Below are 16,269 nucleotides of genomic sequence, written 5' to 3'. Positions count from 1 at the left end.
TGTTATGAATGAAAAACCTCTTATTTATAAAGGACGTGCGGCCAGTAGTAATCTGGTCAGCCGTTTTGATCCACATACCCGTGAGTCACTGGATGATGGCTGGGGGAGCCTGGATGAAGAGGCGCCCCCATTACGGACTGAAGTGATGCTGGATGCCTCTAAGTCGGTCATCAACTACATTCAATCGCCCGACCTGCCTTTTGACCGTACCCTGAACCCTTATCGCGGATGCGAACATGGCTGCATATACTGCTACGCACGTCCTACGCATGCCTATTTAGGCATGTCGCCAGGGCTGGATTTTGAGTCGCGGCTGTTAATGAAGGCTGATGCCGTAGCACTCCTGAAAAAAGAGCTGGCACATCCAAAATATCAATGCAAACCGATTGCACTGGGCATGAATACGGACGGTTACCAACCGATTGAACGAGAATATCAATTGACCAGGCAAATTATCCAGGTGCTCAGCGAAGCCAATCATCCATTCAGTCTGGTTACCAAATCTTCGCTAGTCGAGCGCGATATTGACCTGATTGCGCCCATGGCTGCCAAACGGTTGACCAGTATTTACGTCAGCATTACGACGCTGGACAGACAAGTAGCACGCCGGCTGGAACCTCGTGCCGCAGCCCCGGAGCGCAGGTTTGAAACTTTACGCAAACTCAGCGAAGCAGGCATTCCTACCGGCGTCATGGTCGCACCTGTGATCCCTGCGCTCACCGATTGCGATATGGAGCAGATCTTGGAAAAAGCACATGCGGCTGGCGCCCGAAAAGCGGGTTATGTGTTTTTGCGTCTTCCTCATGAGTTGAGCGACTTGTTTGAGCAATGGCTGCAACAGTATTTTCCGCTCAAAGCCAGCCATGTTATGAGCATTGTGAAGCAAAGCCGGGGTGGAAAAGCCTACCAAAGCGGTTTTGGCCAGCGCATGCGTGGCGAAGGTATTTTTGCTGATCTGCTTGCGCATCGCTTTAAACTCAGTTGCCATAAATTAGGCATGTCGGGAGAGCGGACCGGTTTTTGTACTGACTTGCTCTCTGTACCTGCCGCCTGGCAAGCGACAGCCAATCATCCACAATTGGCCTTATTCTAAAGACCTGCTATGTCTGATTTACTATTTGTTTATGGCACTTTGCGTAAAGGTAACCATAATGCGATGGCGAGGTATCTGGCCGAGAACGCAGAATTTATAACAGAGGGCTGGTTTCAAGGCCGCATGTTCCATATCACTTATTATCCTGGTGTGATTACTTCAGAATCTGACAGCGATCGCGTGTATGGAGAGATCTATAGATTACATGATCCAGTAACCATGCTGAACGTGCTGGATGATTACGAAGAGTGTGCGCAGCAACATATCCAGCCTGCAGAATACAAGCGCAGCTATGTTTCCATTAATGCCATCAATGGCAAGCGTTATGACACTGTCTGGATTTACTTATACCAATGGTCAGTAGAAGATAAAGCGCAGATCAAGAGCGGTGATTTTATGCAGCAGAGACCGCTAAATTAAAACACAAAGGGCGCTTAAAGCGCCCTTTGTGTTGCATTTACTAGCTTAGAGCAATAAACGTCTCACATCACTCAGCATCACGCGCAGGTGGCTGGTGAAGCGTGCGCCATCGGCACCGTCAATCACACGGTGATCGTATGATAATGACAATGGCATGATCAGGCGCGGATCAAAGCCGCCAGTGTCTTTGTTGTAAACCGGCTGCATGGCAGCACGGGAAACACCGAGGATCGCCACTTCAGGGCAGTTGATAATAGGCGTGAACATGGTGCCACCGATACCGCCCAGGCTGGAAATGGTAAAGCAGCCGCCTTGCATTTCCTCTACCTTTAACTTGCGCTCACGGGCCTTGGCAGAGAGGTCAGCCAGGTCACGTGCGATATCCATCACATCTTTCTGGTTCACATCACGCACGACAGGCACGACCAGACCGTCTGGCGTATCGCAGGCGAACCCGATGTTGTAATACTGCTTGAGGATCAGACTATCGCCCTCTGGTGACAGTGAGGCATTGAAGTTAGGGTAAGTACGCAGGGCATTGACTACCGCTTTCATGAGGAAAGCCAGCAAGGTCAATTTGACGCCACGCTTTTCCGCCTCAGCCAGCATGGATTTGCGGAAGTCTTCCAGGTCAGTAATGTCGGCCTCATCAAACTGTGTCACGTGCGGCGCGGTCACCCAGTTACGATGCAGGTTGGCCCCGGATAATTTCTTGATGCGTGACAGTGGCTTGGTTTCGATACTGCCAAACTGGCTGAAGTCGATCACCGGCATCGGCAAAGTACTTAAACCACCGCCCACACCCATGTTTTCAGAACGTGGCTTGGACAACTCACCTTTGACATAAGCTTGAACGTCAGATTGCAGGATGCGGTTCTTGGGGCCGCTGGCCTTAACCAGGGACAGGTTTACGCCCAGTTCACGCGCAAACTTGCGTACGGAAGGGCTGGCATGGGCCAGTTTGCCATCGCTGGCAACACTGCTGGCCGCCACCGGGTTAGGGGTGGCTTGCGGCTGGATCACCTGAGGCACTTCTGCGACTGGGCGCGTAGGCTCAGGAATGGCAACCTTGGCTTCATCCACAGTCACAGTCGCCACCACTGGTGTGGCCGTAGGCTGAGGAGCCACTTTTTCTGCCGGTGCCGCTTCGCCTGCAGTATCGAGTGTCAGGATCAATGCGCCTTGTTTGGTTTTATCTCCCACCTTGATGTGTATTTCCTTCACCACACCAGACAGTGAGGAGGGGATATCCATGGAAGCCTTGTCAGATTCAACAGTAATCAGTGAGTCTTCTTTGGCAACGGTATCACCCACGCTGACCAGGACTTCAATCACGTCGACGCTGTCAAAGTTGCCGATATCAGGCACCAGTACTTCTTTGATAGACATGTTTTGTACTTTCCTTATGTCGTGACCTTAGATCGTGGCCGGGTTGGCACGAGTAATGTCGATATTATATTTTTTGATGGCTTCAGTCGCTTTGGCGACAGGCAGTTTGCCGTCGTCAGCCAGTGCTTTGAGAGCAGCCAGCACGACATAGTAGCGGTCAACTTCAAAGAAGCTACGCAGCGCTTCACGTGAGTCTGAGCGGCCGTAACCGTCTGTACCCAGGGTCACGAATCTGTTGGGTACAAACGGACGAATCTGGTCGGCAAAGCTGCGCATGTAGTCGGTAGAGGCAATCACCGGACCTTCAGCTTTTCTGAGCGACTCTTCCACGTAGCTGAGTTTAGGTTTGGCTTCCGGGTTGAGCAGGTTGTGACGTTCCGCATCAATGCCGTCACGGCGCAACTCGGTAAAGCTAGTCACGCTCCATACATCGGCGGACACGCCCCAGTCTTTTTCCAGCAACTCAGCCGCAGCGATCACTTCACGCAAAATCACGCCTGAGCCCATCAGTTGTACCTTAGGACCTTTGGCTTTGGACTTACTGAAGCTATACATCCCTTTGAGGATGCCTTCCGCACTGCCTTCCGGCATGGCTGGGTGGCTGTAGTTCTCGTTCATCAGCGTGATGTAGTAATACACATCTTCCTGATTTTGCACCATACGGCGCATGCCTTCCTGAATGATCACGGCCAGCTCGTAAGCAAAGGTCGGGTCGTAGGAAATGCAGTTCGGGATGGTGGCAGACATCAGGTGGCTATGGCCATCTTCGTGCTGCAAGCCTTCACCATTCAATGTTGTGCGGCCTGCGGTGGCACCCAACAGGAAGCCACGTGCACGACTGTCGCCTGCGGCCCAGGCAAAGTCGCCGATACGCTGGAAGCCGAACATGGAGTAGTAAATGTAGAACGGAATCATCTGCGTGCCGGTGACGCTGTAAGACGTCGCTGCAGCCAGCCAGCTGGCAAATGAACCAGCCTCGTTAATGCCTTCTTCCAGTATCTGGCCGCTTTGTGATTCCTTGTAGAACATCACCTGGTCAGAGTCTTGCGGCTCGTAGAGCTGGCCGACAGAAGAGTAAATACCCAATTGGCGGAACATGCCTTCCATACCGAAGGTGCGGGCTTCATCAGGCACGATAGGCACCACGTATTTACCAACTTGTTTATCGCGCACCAGGGTAGACAGGATACGTACGAACGCCATGGTGGTGGAAATTTCACGGTCACCGGTAGCACCCAGCATGTTTTCAAAGGCTGACAGTTCAGGCACAGTCAGCTCGTTGCCTTTACGGCGACGGCTAGGCACAAAGCCACCCAAGGCAGCACGACGTTCCATCATGTATTTGATTTCAGGGCTGTCTTTCGCCGGACGGTAGTAAGACAGGTTTTCTACCTGTTCATCAGTCAATGGTAGGTCAAAACGGTCACGGAAAGCTTTCAATGAAGCAATATCCATGCTCTTTTGCTGGTGGGTGGTATTCTGGCCTTCACCGGCTTCACCCATACCGTAGCCTTTAACGGTTTTGGCCAAAATGACGGTCGGCTGGCCTTTATGGTTCACTGCAGACTGATAAGCCGCAAACACTTTGTGTGGATCGTGACCACCACGGTTCAGGCGCCAGATGTCTGCATCAGACATCGCAGCTACCATTTCACGCAGCTCAGGATATTTGCCAAAGAAGTGCTCACGTGTGTACGCGCCACCTTTTTGTTTAAAGTTCTGGTATTCACCATCCACGCATTCTTCCATGCGCTTACGCAACAGGCCGTCTTTATCCATCGCCAACAGTGGATCCCAGTAGGAACCCCAGATGACCTTGATCGCGTTCCAGCCGGCGCCACGGAAGTTGGATTCCAGTTCCTGGATGATTTTGCCGTTGCCGCGCACCGGGCCATCCAGACGCTGCAAGTTACAGTTGATCACAAAAATCAGATTGTCCAAACCTTCACGTGCCGCCAGTGAGATCGCGCCTTGTGATTCCGGCTCATCCATCTCGCCGTCACCACAGAATACCCAGACCTTGCGATCAGCCGTATCGGCAATACCGCGGTTGTGTAGATACTTGAGGAAACGTGCCTGATAAATACCCGCTAATGGACCTAAACCCATGGAAACGGTAGGGAACTGCCAGAAATCAGGCATCAGCCATGGGTGAGGGTAACTGGACAAGCCATTGCCGCCGGTTTCCTGGCGGAAGTTGTCCATTTGTTCTTCTGTAATACGACCTTCGAGGAAAGCGCGGGCGTACACGCCTGGAGAGGAGTGGCCCTGGAAATAGACACAGTCACCGCCAAAGCTTTCATTGGCTGCGCGGAAAAAGTGGTTAAAACCAACATCGTACAATGTTGCCGCTGACTGGAAGCTGGCGATGTGGCCGCCAATGCCTGGTGATTTTTCATTCGCGCGCAATACGGTCATGATCGCGTTCCAGCGGATCAGTGCGCGTATACGGCGTTCCATCTCCGGGTCACCTTGCAGTTTGGCCTGCAGGTGGGTAGGGATGGTGTTAACGTATGCGGTGGTTGCTTTATAAGGCAAATGGCCGCCTGAACGGCGAGCCTGATCAATCATTGCTTCCAGCAGGAAGTGGGCGCGTTCTGGCCCTTCATTCTCAATGACGGCACTGAGGGCTTCTAGCCATTCTTGCGTTTCCTGTGCGTCAGTTTCATTGAGGTGTGCTTGCGAATGCGTTGCCATGCGTGAGGATTCTCCGAGTTTTAAGTCGCTATGCGTATAATCTAGCACTTAGCATCAAGCACTGAGCCATGCCTAGCGCTGAGAAAGTATTGATTACCAAGAAGGGATTCCGAAATTGGATACTGCTTTTATGGTATCACGTTGCTGAATATTATTGATGCGTCCCAGCAACCTAGTTATCAGCTGTAAGTGTCTCTTTTTTGGCGCTTTTGGTCAAGTTTTGCATGAAAAATCCATGCCTAACTACAGGTATTTGCTACGTTTATTTAATGTTTTATATAAGAGTGTTTTTTAACAATATGCGCATCGAGTGGTCACAAAATTCCGAAGTCAATTCAACCTTGCTGTCAGGTTTTGCCAAGCATATTCTGATTGTGGTTGAAGAAAAATTGTTTTCTTCCATGCCATTTTCGGATGCGCTCAATGCCAAACTAAAACGTGCAGGGCTGGATATTACCGACCTCAAGGAAAAGCCAGTGACCCTGGAGCTGGCAGAAGGGACGTTGGTCAGTGTGTGCCAGCTGGAAGCGAAATCGTCTACATTTGCCATGAATACGGCATTGCGTAGCGCTGTTAAACCCCTGCTGGCGGAACACCCGGAACGTATCGCACTGGCGGTCTGTGCAAAAAAACATGCATCATTATTTGCCCGTCTGGCCGCTTATGTCACCCTCGTGAATGCGCAACCGCTGCCAGTGTTAAAACAAAAACACTCGGGGCAGAAGTTACGTGAAATCGGCGTATTTGGCGTCGCGGATATGGCATGGGCTGATGAAGTCACCGCGCTGGTTGCTGGCAATACCGTCTGCCGTGCGCTGACCATGACGCCGCCTAATATGCTGACGCCGGCTTTATACCGTCAGTGCTTGCAAACCATGTCGAATGAAAAGGGCTGGCAATATACCGAATGGGACACGGAAGCGCTCCGTCAATTGGGCGCAGGAGCGTTTGTTGCCGTGGCACAGGGCTCAGAGCCGCAAGATGCCGCCATCGTCAAGCTTTCCTACCGACATCCACAAGCCAAGAAAACGCTTGCGCTAGTGGGCAAGGGGATTTGCTTTGATACGGGTGGGCACAATTTAAAGTCGGCTAAATATATGCAGGCCATGCATCAGGATATGAACGGCAGCGCAGTAGCCGTAGGCGTGTTGCAGGCTATTAGCGCACAGCAGTTAGCGATGAATGTTGATTGCTGGCTGGCACTGGCGCAAAACCATATCGGACCCAACGCCTACAAGCAAAATGATGTGATTACGGCACTCAATGGCATGACGATAGAAATTGTCCATACCGATGCTGAAGGCCGCATGGTGCTTGCAGATACGCTAACGCTGGCCAGCCGTGAGAAGCCAGACGTAATGCTGGACTACGCGACACTGACCGGCAGTATGCAAACTGCCTTGGGCTCACGCATGAGCGGGATTGTGGCCAATCGCGAGTCTTTGGCGCAGCAGATGGTTGAGGCGGGTGCCAGCAGTGGTGAACGTGTGGTCGCTTTCCCCTATGCAGAGGATTACGACAGCGAACTGGATAGCGAGATTGCAGATATCAAGCAATGCACCATGGACAGTGACGCAGACCATATTCTGGCGGCGCGGTTTTTAGGCAGGTTTATTGAGGGGGACGTGCCCTGGTGCCACGTCGATCTCTCCTCGTATAGCCATAAAGAAGGCTTGGGTGCGGTCGCCAGTGAGGTCAACGGATTTGGCGTCGCGCTGACCCTGCAATGGCTACAGGTTTTTTTGGCTGCTAAAAAAGCCTAATTGTGCTTAGCCGCAAGCCCCGCAACGGGCCAGCCACTCACGGCCTTTGAGCATCAGGTTCCAATAGATGCATGGTAACAGGTATTTTTTGAGCCACCAGGCGCTGCGGCGTGGCTTGGTGGAGTCCCAGGGAAACGTCGGTACGATCTTGCCGCCATAGCCGAATTCTGCCAGGATGATTTTCCCTTTTTCAACCGTTAGCGGGCAAGAGCCATAGCCGTCATAACGGGAAGGTAGCGCCTGGCCAGCACGCGTAGCCAAAAGATTCTCTGCGGCAATGACGACTTGTTTTCGTGCCGCAGCCGCTGTTTTTGCATTAGGTGTATTGGTGCAATCGCCGACCCCGAAAATATTGGGGTAACGCGCATGTTGCAAGCTGTGCTGATCCACTTCAACCCAGCCATCGGCATTGGCCAGAGGGCTTTGCTTGATAAAGTCCGGCGCGGTTTGCGGCGGGACCACATGCAACATGTCGAAGGACTTGCTGATGCGTTGGACGTTACCATCCGTATCTTTCACATTAAACCATGCTGTTTTGCCTGGGCCGTCTACTTCAACCAAAGTCGTATTGAGCTTAAGGTCAACCTGGTATTTTCGGATGTATTGCATCAATGGTTCTACATATTCCTTGACGCCAAATAATGCTGGGGTAGAGCTATAAAAGGAAGCTTTGATCTTGCCTAGTTGCCCTTTGCTTAACCATTCGGCACAGGAAAGATAGAGGGCTTTTTGCGGCGCGCCTGCACATTTAATGGGCATAGGCGGTTGTGTAAATACCGCTTCACCGGATTGCAACTGTTGCACCAGTTGCCAGGTATACGGCGCCAAATCTACCCTGTAGTTTGAAGTGACGCCATTTTTGCCCAGAGTGTCGGTTAAACCTTTAATGCCTTCCCAGTGAAGCTTCAGGCCAGCGGCGACCACCAGTTGCTGATAGCTGATATTGCCGAGCTTGTCCGCTGCGACCCGTTGCTGTTCCGGATCAAAATTGGTGACTGCGGCTTGAAGCCATGTAATGCCTGAGGGGATACACTCTGCCATCGGGCGTACGGTTTTCTGCACATCGAATTCGCCAGCACCCACCAGGGTCCAGGCTGGCTGGTAATAATGTTTTTCGGAAGGCTCTATGATGGCAATGTCAAGTTCGGGGGCACGCTTTTTCAGGCTGGCTGCAATGGCACAACCTGCTGAGCCACCGCCAACAATCACAATGTCAAAATTGGTTTTTTGCATGGTATGAAATTTTTCTGACTACTTTAAAATACTTTTGGATTAATTAAACCAGTTTTTGACTTTGTTAAGCAGGCCTTCCTGTTCAGGCGGCTGACTGCAGCAAGCGGGTTTGGGGTTGGTGGGCGTTGAGCCTGGCTGCGCATGTTGTGCCAGCTGATACACCTGGTTAGCACGGTTACCTGTCCGGCAAAAACCGAGTACAGGCCCAGGGTGTGCATCCAGTAAAGATTTAAGCTGCTGCCCATGTTCAGGTTTCACCTGGTTAGGCACCACCGGAATGTGCGCATAAGCCATGCCCAAGGCTGCTGCCTTTGAGGCAAGTTCGGTACTTGCGGGTTGTGACTCTCCGCCTTCGCCATCTGGCCTGAAATTGACGACCAGTTTCACGCCTTGCACCGCCAGCGTCTCCAGGTCGGCTGTAGTTAACTGGTCACTCACCCGGTAACGCTGGTCTATTTCTTTAATTTCCATATGTTTGATTCCGTTTAGTTCTATGCACTTTTGAGGCGTGGTGACGCTTCTTTCTGGCAAAACTCGTCATGCAATACCCGGATAACCGCTAAAGCGGCTGGACTGCCAATACTGTAATACACATTTTTGCCTTCACGGCGGGTAATCACAAGTTGTGCTTCGCGTAACACTGTTAATTGTTGTGACAGGCTGGGTTGCCTTAAATTCAAGCAGGCTTCCAATTCACTGACTGATTTTTCACCTTGCGACAACTGACATAACAGCATGAGCCGATCAGTGTTTGCCATGGCTTTCATAAGCTGGCTGGCCTGATCGGCTGAAGCTCTTAATTGATCAAGTAAATCCACCGCTATCTCTGAAGTTTGCATAATACCCCTTGAAGATCATTTTATTTTTATCGTGTTTTTAATATGAGATTCAATCATAAACCTGTTGTCACAGATTGTGTACGCTTTAACACTTATCTGATACAGGATGGTAATGCTTTCAAATCAATTTATGATAAAGTTTGTCGCATAAAACGATTGCATGGTGGCTTGAGTATTGCCGTGACAATCGCAAAAAAATCAATTGGGGATATTGGATGATGCAATCACTGTCATGGATAGGCTTGTTTCCGGAACTTGAAGTGCTGGAAGAGCCTGCAAAAAAACTGCTGACGCAATATGCGCGTATTGTTGAAGCACCCATAGGTACCATAGGCTATCGTGAAGGCGATCATTGCAGCGGTTATGTGCTACGACTTAAGGGTCGCTCCCGCGTGTATAAAATGTCTGCCAGCGGTCGTGAAATTGTCTTGTATCGTGTGAGTGCAGGCGAAACCTGTGTCATTACCACCACTTGCCTGCTGGGTAATAGCCAGTATCCGGCTTCTACTATTGTCGAAGAGCCGATTGAGGATGTCATCATTCCGGAGAACATTTTCCATAAGCTGATGATTGATTCGCCGGTGTTCCGGCAATATGTGATGCAAAATTATGGTGCATTGATCAGTGACCTGATTGTGCTGCTGGATGAAGTTGCCTTCCAGACGCTGGATGCGCGCCTGGCGAAGTGCCTGCTGGATATGGGTAATAACACCATACAACGCACCCATCAGCAGATTGCCGATGAGTTAGGCACCGCCCGCGAAGTGATCAGCCGTCAGTTAAAGCGCCTGGAACAAAAGGGCTGGCTCACCATGGGACGTGGTGTGATTGAAATCCAGCAGCGTGGCGAGTTGCTCAAACTGGCCAACAGTAGCCAGTAATCTGTATCGGGTCAGATACAAAACTTCACCTTATCTGATACATCTGTCGGTCATCTCCCGTGATTGAATGCTCGTTAACGAGGTAACTGCAACTTGCAGTCATTCACAAGAGGAGAAATAGAGTGCGTAAACTGATCGTATCCAGTGTAGTCATGATGGCTCTGAGCCAGAGTGCATTTGCCGGTGCTGAATATATAGACCGGGCCAGAGTGCTGTCAGTCGCGCCACAAGTGCAGCAGGTCAATCAGCCACGTCAGGAATGCCAGACTGCCTATGTGCAGGAGCGAGTGTATGAGTCTAACCGTTCCAATACGGGGGCGATTGTCGGTGGCGTTGCCGGTGGTTTGCTAGGGAGTACCATCGGTCGTGGCAGTGGCAAAGTTGTCGCTGCAGCGGTCGGGGCGGGTGTGGGTGCGATCGTCGGCGACCGCGTGGGTAACCAGAATACTTATGGCAACGAACGCATCGTCAATCGTCCAGTTCAACAATGTGCCATGGTAGACCAATGGCAAACGGTGACCACCGGTTATATGGTGAATTATGAATATCAGGGCCGCCAATATTCGACACTGATGGACAGAAATCCTGGCCCGGTGATAGATGTGGCAGTGCAGGTCAGACCAAATATGATGCAGGTTCAGCCGATGCCCGCACCAGCTGTCTATCGTCCGGTAGTGATGAGAGGCCACGGTCCGCGCCACAATCGCGATTACTGGTAATGAATATCTGTGAGTAAGCAAGACGTCAGTCTCGGCGTCGCGCTTTTCTTTCAGGTGTTAGCAATCAGGCTTTTAACAGGACGATGACCGCACCGCTGCCACCGTCGTTGGCGCGGGCCTGGGCATAGGCAATGACTTCATCTTTTTGCATGAGCCAGTTACGTAGTTTGTGCTTGAGTACAGGTTCTTTGTTGCGTGAGCCCAAGCCTTTGCCGTGCACAATGCGCACACAACGCAAGCCACGTTTTTTGCAATCCGCAATAAACTCAGAAACATACAGGCGCGCTTCATCGCTAATCAGGCCGTGGAGGTCTATATGTGCCTGTACGACCCAATGACCGCGGCGCAACTTGCTCAATACCATGGGCGACTGGCCCTCACGCAAATACAGCAACTCTTCGCCGCTTTCGAGTTCGTGGGCAGGTATGTAGTGATCACTGAGAGAGTCAACCAGCGCCTGCTGTTCGTCGCGTATGAGCTGTCGTGGAATTGGTTTCGGTTTTTTGGGCGTATGCAAAATGCGGTTTGTTTTCACCGGGCGAGCGCCTTTCACTGCTTCATAAAACAGTGAAAGATCATTTTCGTCTTTGTCCGGCAACTCTTGTGACATAACACAATTCTAAAATAAAAAAGCGCACCGGAGTGCGCTTCTTCGTTGCAAACCTGAGAGTTTACTCGAGGCTGGTCAAATAGCGCTCGGCATCCAGCGCCGCCATACAACCGGTACCGGCACTGGTCACCGCCTGGCGGTAAATATGATCCTGCACATCGCCTGCGGCAAATACGCCGGGGATATTAGTCGCCGTGAAATTGCCCTGACGGCCTGCCTGCGTCACAATGTAGCCGCCCTCCATTTCCAGCTGGCCTTCAAAGATTTGTGTATTGGGCTGGTGGCCAATAGCAATAAATACACCTTTGAGCGGAATTTCTTTGGTATTGCCGGAGTTAACGTCTTTCAGGCGCATGCCGGTCACACCGGTGTTGTCGCCCAAAACTTCATCCAGCGTGTGGAAAGTTTCCAGTACGATCTTGCCTTCTTTGACGCGGTCCATCAGCTTGTCGACCAGGATGGCCTCAGCCTTGAATTTGTCGCGGCGGTGTACCAGGGTGACCTTGCTGGCGATATTGGCCAGATACAGTGCCTCTTCCACCGCCGTATTGCCGCCGCCGATGACCGCAACTTCTTGGTTGCGGTAGAAAAAACCATCACAGGTAGCACACGCAGACACACCCTTACCTGCAAAGGCTTCTTCACTAGGTAATCCTAAATATTTGGCAGAAGCCCCTGTGGCGATAATCAGCGCATCACAGGTGTATTCACCGTTATCACCCACCAGGCGAATCGGTTTTTCTTTGAGATGGGTGGTGTGGATATGGTCAAAAATCATCTCGGTGTTGAAACGCTCAGCATGTTGCTGGAAGCGCGCCATGAGCTCCGGTCCCATCACGCCATTGGCATCCGCTGGCCAGTTATCGACCTCCGTGGTGGTCATGAGCTGGCCGCCCTGGGCAAGGCCAGTAATCAGGACAGGGTTAAGGTTTGCACGGGCCGCATAAACTGCAGCGGTATAGCCAGCCGGGCCGGAGCCGAGAATCATTAAACGGGCATGTTTTGTTGCCATGATGAGATTTCCAAAGGATGAATTATTTTTATATAGATGGGGATGGGCGTGTTTTTTTAAATGCCCATCCTGAAGAAAAGTGTTACAACATTATTCCAGCAGGCTACGCAACATCCAGGCTGTTTTCTCGTGCAACTGCAGGCGTTGTGTCAACAAGTCAGAAGTCGCTTCATCTGATGCTTTTTCTGCTGCTGGGAATACACTGCGTGCCGTGCGGCAAACCGCTTCATGACCAGCCACGAGCTCGCGAATCATGTCATTTGCCTTGGGTACATCCACCGTTTCATCAATCGAAGTCAGTTTGGAGAACTGGGCATAAGTACCAGGCGCATAGACGCCCAGCGAACGGATACGCTCAGCCACGAGGTCTACTGCCAGTGCCAGCTCGGTGTACTGGGTTTCAAACATGAGGTGCAGGGTATTGAACATTGGCCCGGTCACGTTCCAGTGAAAGTAGTGCGTTTTCAGATACAAGGTGTACGTATCTGCCAGCAATTTTGATAAGCCGTCTGCAATCTGGTGGCGGTCTTCGTTATTGATACCAATGTCCATGGATGTCTCCTTATTGTCGTTGAATGTATTTTAAAAGCTAGAATGCCTGTCTGCAATTTGATTTTGTTATAATCATTTAAGTTCACTCTTGCAAAGAAAGAGACAACATATTGTTTTTTAATAAGAAAAAAGTTGCTAACGTCCGTCTTGAAAAAGTTTCGACGGAAAAGCAACTGCGTGATGCCAGGCTCGTGCGGGAAGTCGCATGGATAGCCCTGGCTGCGCTCGGCGTATTTCTAGCCGTCATTTTAGCGACTTATTCGCATGAGGACCCAGGCTGGACCCATGCGGTTGGCGAGAATGACACCATACATAATGCCGGAGGGGCTGTCGGTGCGTGGGTCACGGATATTTTGCTCTCCTTGTTTGGTTTTTCATCCTGGTGGTTTGTGGTGTTGGCTTTTTTCTTTGTCTGGTTGATGTACCAGCGCCTGCATTTGGAGACTACCGAGAAAACCGAGTGGTGGTTAAACGGTGTTGGGTTTGCGCTCATGTTACTGGCTTCTGCTGCCCTGGAGTCTGGCCATCTGGTCAGCCTGCCAGCTGATTTCCCGCTCAAGCAGGGCGGCGTGATTGGCAGTGGCATTGATCATTTGTTACGCAATATGTTTGGCTTTGCCGGGTCCACTATGCTGCTGCTGGTATTGTTTGCCACGGCCTTTAGCCTCTTTACCGGCTTGTCATTGATCACCATGAGTGAAAAACTGGGCGAGTGGGTGATCCAGTTTTACCAGTGGGGCCTGCTCAAATACCAGGACTGGCAAGACCGTAAGATGGGGCGCCAGGCGCTGCAGGCGCGTGAAGAGTTTGTGGAAGCTGAACGGAAACGCATCGAAGACCGTAAACCGGTCGAAATCACTGTGCCAGAGGTGACGATTGAGCCCAGTGAGCGTGTGGTCAAGGAAAAACAGGCAGTGCTGTTTGAAGCGATTGAGCAAGAAGGCTTGCCACCGCTGCACTTGCTGGATGCGCCTAACCAGTCAGTAGAGTTGCAATCTGCTGAAACGCTGGATTTCACTTCACGCCTGATTGAGCGCAAGCTCATGGATTTCGGTATTGAAGTCAAAGTGGTGACGGCACAGCCAGGTCCTGTGATTACACGCTACGAGCTCGACCCCGCACCAGGCGTCAAGGGTAGCCAGATCACCAACCTTTCCAAAGACTTGGCGCGCGCGCTGTCTGTCATTAGCGTGCGTGTGGTAGAGACGATTCCGGGCAAGAGTTATATGGGTCTGGAGATCCCCAATCCCAAGCGCCAGATCGTATCCTTGACTGAAATCATGGGCAGCCAGGCCTATGCCGATTTGAACTCTCCCATCGCCATTGCCATGGGTAAAGATATTGCCGGTAAGCCGATTGTGGCTGACCTGGCAAAAATGCCGCACGTACTGGTTGCAGGTACAACGGGTTCTGGTAAATCGGTCGCGATTAACGCGCTGATTCTGAGCCTGCTGTATAAGTCTGAGGCCAGCCGTGTGCGCATGATCCTCATTGACCCCAAAATGCTGGAATTGTCTGTCTATGAAGGCATTCCACATCTGTTGGCACCTGTGGTGACTGACATGCGCCAGGCGGCCAATGCGCTGAACTGGTGTGTGGCTGAGATGGAGCGTCGTTATAAATTAATGTCCACGCTGGGCGTGCGGAACCTGGCTGGCTATAACCAGAAAATCCAGGATGCAAAAAAACAGGGTCAGTCGATTCCGCATCCATTCAGCCTGACGCCGGATGAGCCGGAGCCGCTGGATGAAATGCCTTTGATCGTCGTCGTCATCGACGAATTGGCCGATCTCATGATGGTCGTTGGCAAAAAGGTTGAAGAGTTGATTGCGCGCTTGGCGCAAAAAGCGCGTGCGTCTGGGATACATCTGGTACTGGCGACACAGCGGCCTTCTGTAGACGTGATTACCGGCCTGATTAAAGCCAACGTACCTACACGAGTGGCCTTCCAGGTATCAAGCAAAATTGACTCACGTACCATTCTGGATCAAATGGGCGCCGAAACCTTGCTGGGGCAGGGGGATATGCTCTACCTGCCGCCAGGGAGCGGTTACCCGCAGCGTATCCATGGCGCCTTTGTCAGTGATGGTGAAGTGCACAATGTGGTGAATTTCCTCAAGGCGCAAGGCGAACCAAACTACATTGAAGGTATTCTCACCAATGAGACCGAAGGCGGCGACATGGATAGCCTGGGCGGTGGGGATGCCAGTGCAGGCGGTGAAAAAGACCCCCTTTATGATGAAGCCGTGGCCATCGTGCTTAAAACACGCCGCGCCTCGATTTCATCCGTACAACGTCAACTGCGCATTGGTTACAACCGTGCTGCCAGGTTGATCGAGGATATGGAACGTGCCGGACTGGTCTCTGCCATGCAAAGCAATGGCAACCGTGAGGTATTAGTGAAAGCCGGAGGAGACCATGAGTAACAGATGGACCAGGACGCTGCTCGCTGTATGCAGCCTGTGTGTGATGTCAACGGCATTTGCCGACGGTGTCGATGATTTAAAACAGTTCTACCAGAGTACCCAGGCCATGCGGGCCAATTTCAAGCAAACCGTGTTTGACCAGAAAGGCCGAAAGGTCCAAGAGGTCAACGGCACCATGTTGTTGCAACGTCCGAATAAATTTCGCTGGGATTACCAGAAGCCATACGAGCAGCAGATCATCAGTGATGGTAAGCAGGTATTCCTGTTTGATGTCGACTTACAGCAAGTCACCGTGCGCACCGTGGATAAAGTGTTGGGTACCAGCCCAGCCGCTTTGCTGGCTGGCGGACCAAACGTGGAAGAAACATTCCGCCTGAGCCGCTTGCTGGATTTTGATGGCATGCAGCGTGTGCAGGCCAAACCCAAGCAAAAGGATAGCGGTTTTCAGGTCGTCATTATTTCGTTTGATCATAGTAAACTGGCTGAAATGCGCCTGGTAGATGCATTCGGGCAAAGCACACACATTGTTTTCTCAAACGTTGAAGTCAATCCCAGCCTCAACACCAACCAGTTCCTGTTTTCGATTCCCAAAGGGGTGGATGTCGTTGGCGAATAAACGCTTGCGCTTCAATCAT

At 51.4% G+C, this 16,269-nt stretch carries 15 protein-coding genes; 7 read left to right on the top strand and 8 right to left on the bottom strand.

Going from position 1 to position 16,269, the window contains the following annotated elements:
• Positions 1–4: 4 nt before the first annotated feature.
• A complete protein-coding gene (locus tag ACJ67_RS09765) occupies positions 5–1,093 on the top strand; it encodes a PA0069 family radical SAM protein (RefSeq protein WP_049638911.1) in 1,089 nt (362 codons plus the stop codon).
• A gap of 9 nt (positions 1,094–1,102) precedes the next feature.
• Positions 1,103–1,513 (top strand): gamma-glutamylcyclotransferase, encoded by a 411-nt coding sequence (locus tag ACJ67_RS09760; RefSeq protein WP_049638910.1) that lies wholly within the window; start codon positions 1,103–1,105, stop codon positions 1,511–1,513.
• Between the two features lie 45 nt (positions 1,514–1,558).
• On the opposite strand, the gene aceF is transcribed toward ACJ67_RS09760, so the two are convergent.
• Together aceF and aceE are read right to left on the bottom strand one after the other, a co-directional pair.
• Positions 1,559–2,902: a dihydrolipoyllysine-residue acetyltransferase gene (gene aceF, locus ACJ67_RS09755; RefSeq protein WP_049638909.1), complete on the bottom strand. Its 1,344-nt coding sequence runs from the start codon at positions 2,900–2,902 to the stop codon at positions 1,559–1,561.
• A 27-nt stretch (positions 2,903–2,929) separates the two neighbouring features.
• Entirely contained in the window at positions 2,930–5,599 is a 2,670-nt protein-coding gene (aceE, locus tag ACJ67_RS09750) for a pyruvate dehydrogenase (acetyl-transferring), homodimeric type (RefSeq protein ID WP_049638908.1), read from the bottom strand.
• Between the two features lie 299 nt (positions 5,600–5,898).
• Between aceE and ACJ67_RS09745 the strand changes: the two genes are divergently transcribed.
• Positions 5,899–7,362, top strand: coding sequence for a leucyl aminopeptidase family protein (locus ACJ67_RS09745; protein ID WP_049638907.1), 1,464 nt, complete (start codon positions 5,899–5,901; stop codon positions 7,360–7,362).
• A gap of 6 nt (positions 7,363–7,368) precedes the next feature.
• Here ACJ67_RS09745 and ACJ67_RS09740 read toward each other — a convergent pair whose 3' ends face one another.
• Genes ACJ67_RS09740 through ACJ67_RS09730 form a run of 3 tightly spaced genes read right to left on the bottom strand, consistent with a single transcriptional unit; the run spans position 7,369 to position 9,434 of the window.
• On the bottom strand, positions 7,369–8,595 hold the full coding sequence (locus ACJ67_RS09740; RefSeq protein ID WP_049638906.1) for an FAD/NAD(P)-binding oxidoreductase: 1,227 nt from the start codon (positions 8,593–8,595) through the stop codon (positions 7,369–7,371).
• Positions 8,596–8,634: 39 nt separating this feature from the next.
• A complete protein-coding gene (locus tag ACJ67_RS09735) occupies positions 8,635–9,066 on the bottom strand; it encodes a TIGR01244 family sulfur transferase (RefSeq protein ID WP_049638905.1) in 432 nt (143 codons plus the stop codon).
• A gap of 20 nt (positions 9,067–9,086) precedes the next feature.
• Complete coding sequence (locus ACJ67_RS09730; protein ID WP_049638904.1) at positions 9,087–9,434, bottom strand: helix-turn-helix transcriptional regulator; 348 nt, start codon at positions 9,432–9,434, stop codon at positions 9,087–9,089.
• A gap of 215 nt (positions 9,435–9,649) precedes the next feature.
• On the opposite strand from ACJ67_RS09730, the gene ACJ67_RS09725 reads away from it, so the two are divergent.
• On the top strand, positions 9,650–10,315 hold the full coding sequence (locus ACJ67_RS09725) for a Crp/Fnr family transcriptional regulator (protein WP_049639863.1): 666 nt from the start codon (positions 9,650–9,652) through the stop codon (positions 10,313–10,315).
• A 122-nt stretch (positions 10,316–10,437) separates the two neighbouring features.
• Positions 10,438–11,034 (top strand): glycine zipper 2TM domain-containing protein, encoded by a 597-nt coding sequence (locus ACJ67_RS09720; RefSeq protein ID WP_049638903.1) that lies wholly within the window; start codon positions 10,438–10,440, stop codon positions 11,032–11,034.
• Positions 11,035–11,098: 64 nt separating this feature from the next.
• Here ACJ67_RS09720 and ACJ67_RS09715 read toward each other — a convergent pair whose 3' ends face one another.
• The 3 genes from ACJ67_RS09715 to ACJ67_RS09705 form a co-directional block, all read right to left on the bottom strand.
• Positions 11,099–11,644 (bottom strand): Smr/MutS family protein, encoded by a 546-nt coding sequence (locus ACJ67_RS09715; protein WP_018986533.1) that lies wholly within the window; start codon positions 11,642–11,644, stop codon positions 11,099–11,101.
• Positions 11,645–11,705: 61 nt separating this feature from the next.
• On the bottom strand, positions 11,706–12,656 hold the full coding sequence (trxB, locus tag ACJ67_RS09710; RefSeq protein WP_018986534.1) for a thioredoxin-disulfide reductase: 951 nt from the start codon (positions 12,654–12,656) through the stop codon (positions 11,706–11,708).
• 90 nt (positions 12,657–12,746) lie between these two features.
• A complete protein-coding gene (locus tag ACJ67_RS09705; RefSeq protein WP_018986535.1) occupies positions 12,747–13,208 on the bottom strand; it encodes a Dps family protein in 462 nt (153 codons plus the stop codon).
• Positions 13,209–13,318: 110 nt separating this feature from the next.
• Here ACJ67_RS09705 and ACJ67_RS09700 point away from each other — a divergent pair, with 110 nt between their 5' ends.
• Together ACJ67_RS09700 and lolA are read left to right on the top strand one after the other, a co-directional pair.
• Positions 13,319–15,634 carry a DNA translocase FtsK gene (locus ACJ67_RS09700; RefSeq protein ID WP_049638902.1) on the top strand — a complete coding sequence of 772 codons (2,316 nt, stop codon included), beginning with the start codon at positions 13,319–13,321 and terminating at the stop codon, positions 15,632–15,634.
• Positions 15,627–16,250, top strand: a complete 624-nt coding sequence (gene lolA / locus ACJ67_RS09695; RefSeq protein ID WP_049638901.1) for an outer membrane lipoprotein chaperone LolA — start codon at positions 15,627–15,629, stop codon at positions 16,248–16,250. Before ACJ67_RS09700 ends, lolA begins: the two co-directional genes overlap by 8 nt.
• Positions 16,251–16,269: the final 19 nt, after the last annotated feature.

The sequence above is a fragment of the Methylophilus sp. TWE2 genome (genome assembly GCF_001183865.1).
Classification (GTDB): domain Bacteria; phylum Pseudomonadota; class Gammaproteobacteria; order Burkholderiales; family Methylophilaceae; genus Methylophilus.
Note: the sequence above shows the minus strand (reverse complement) of the source record. Positions and strands in the feature narration are given on the sequence as shown.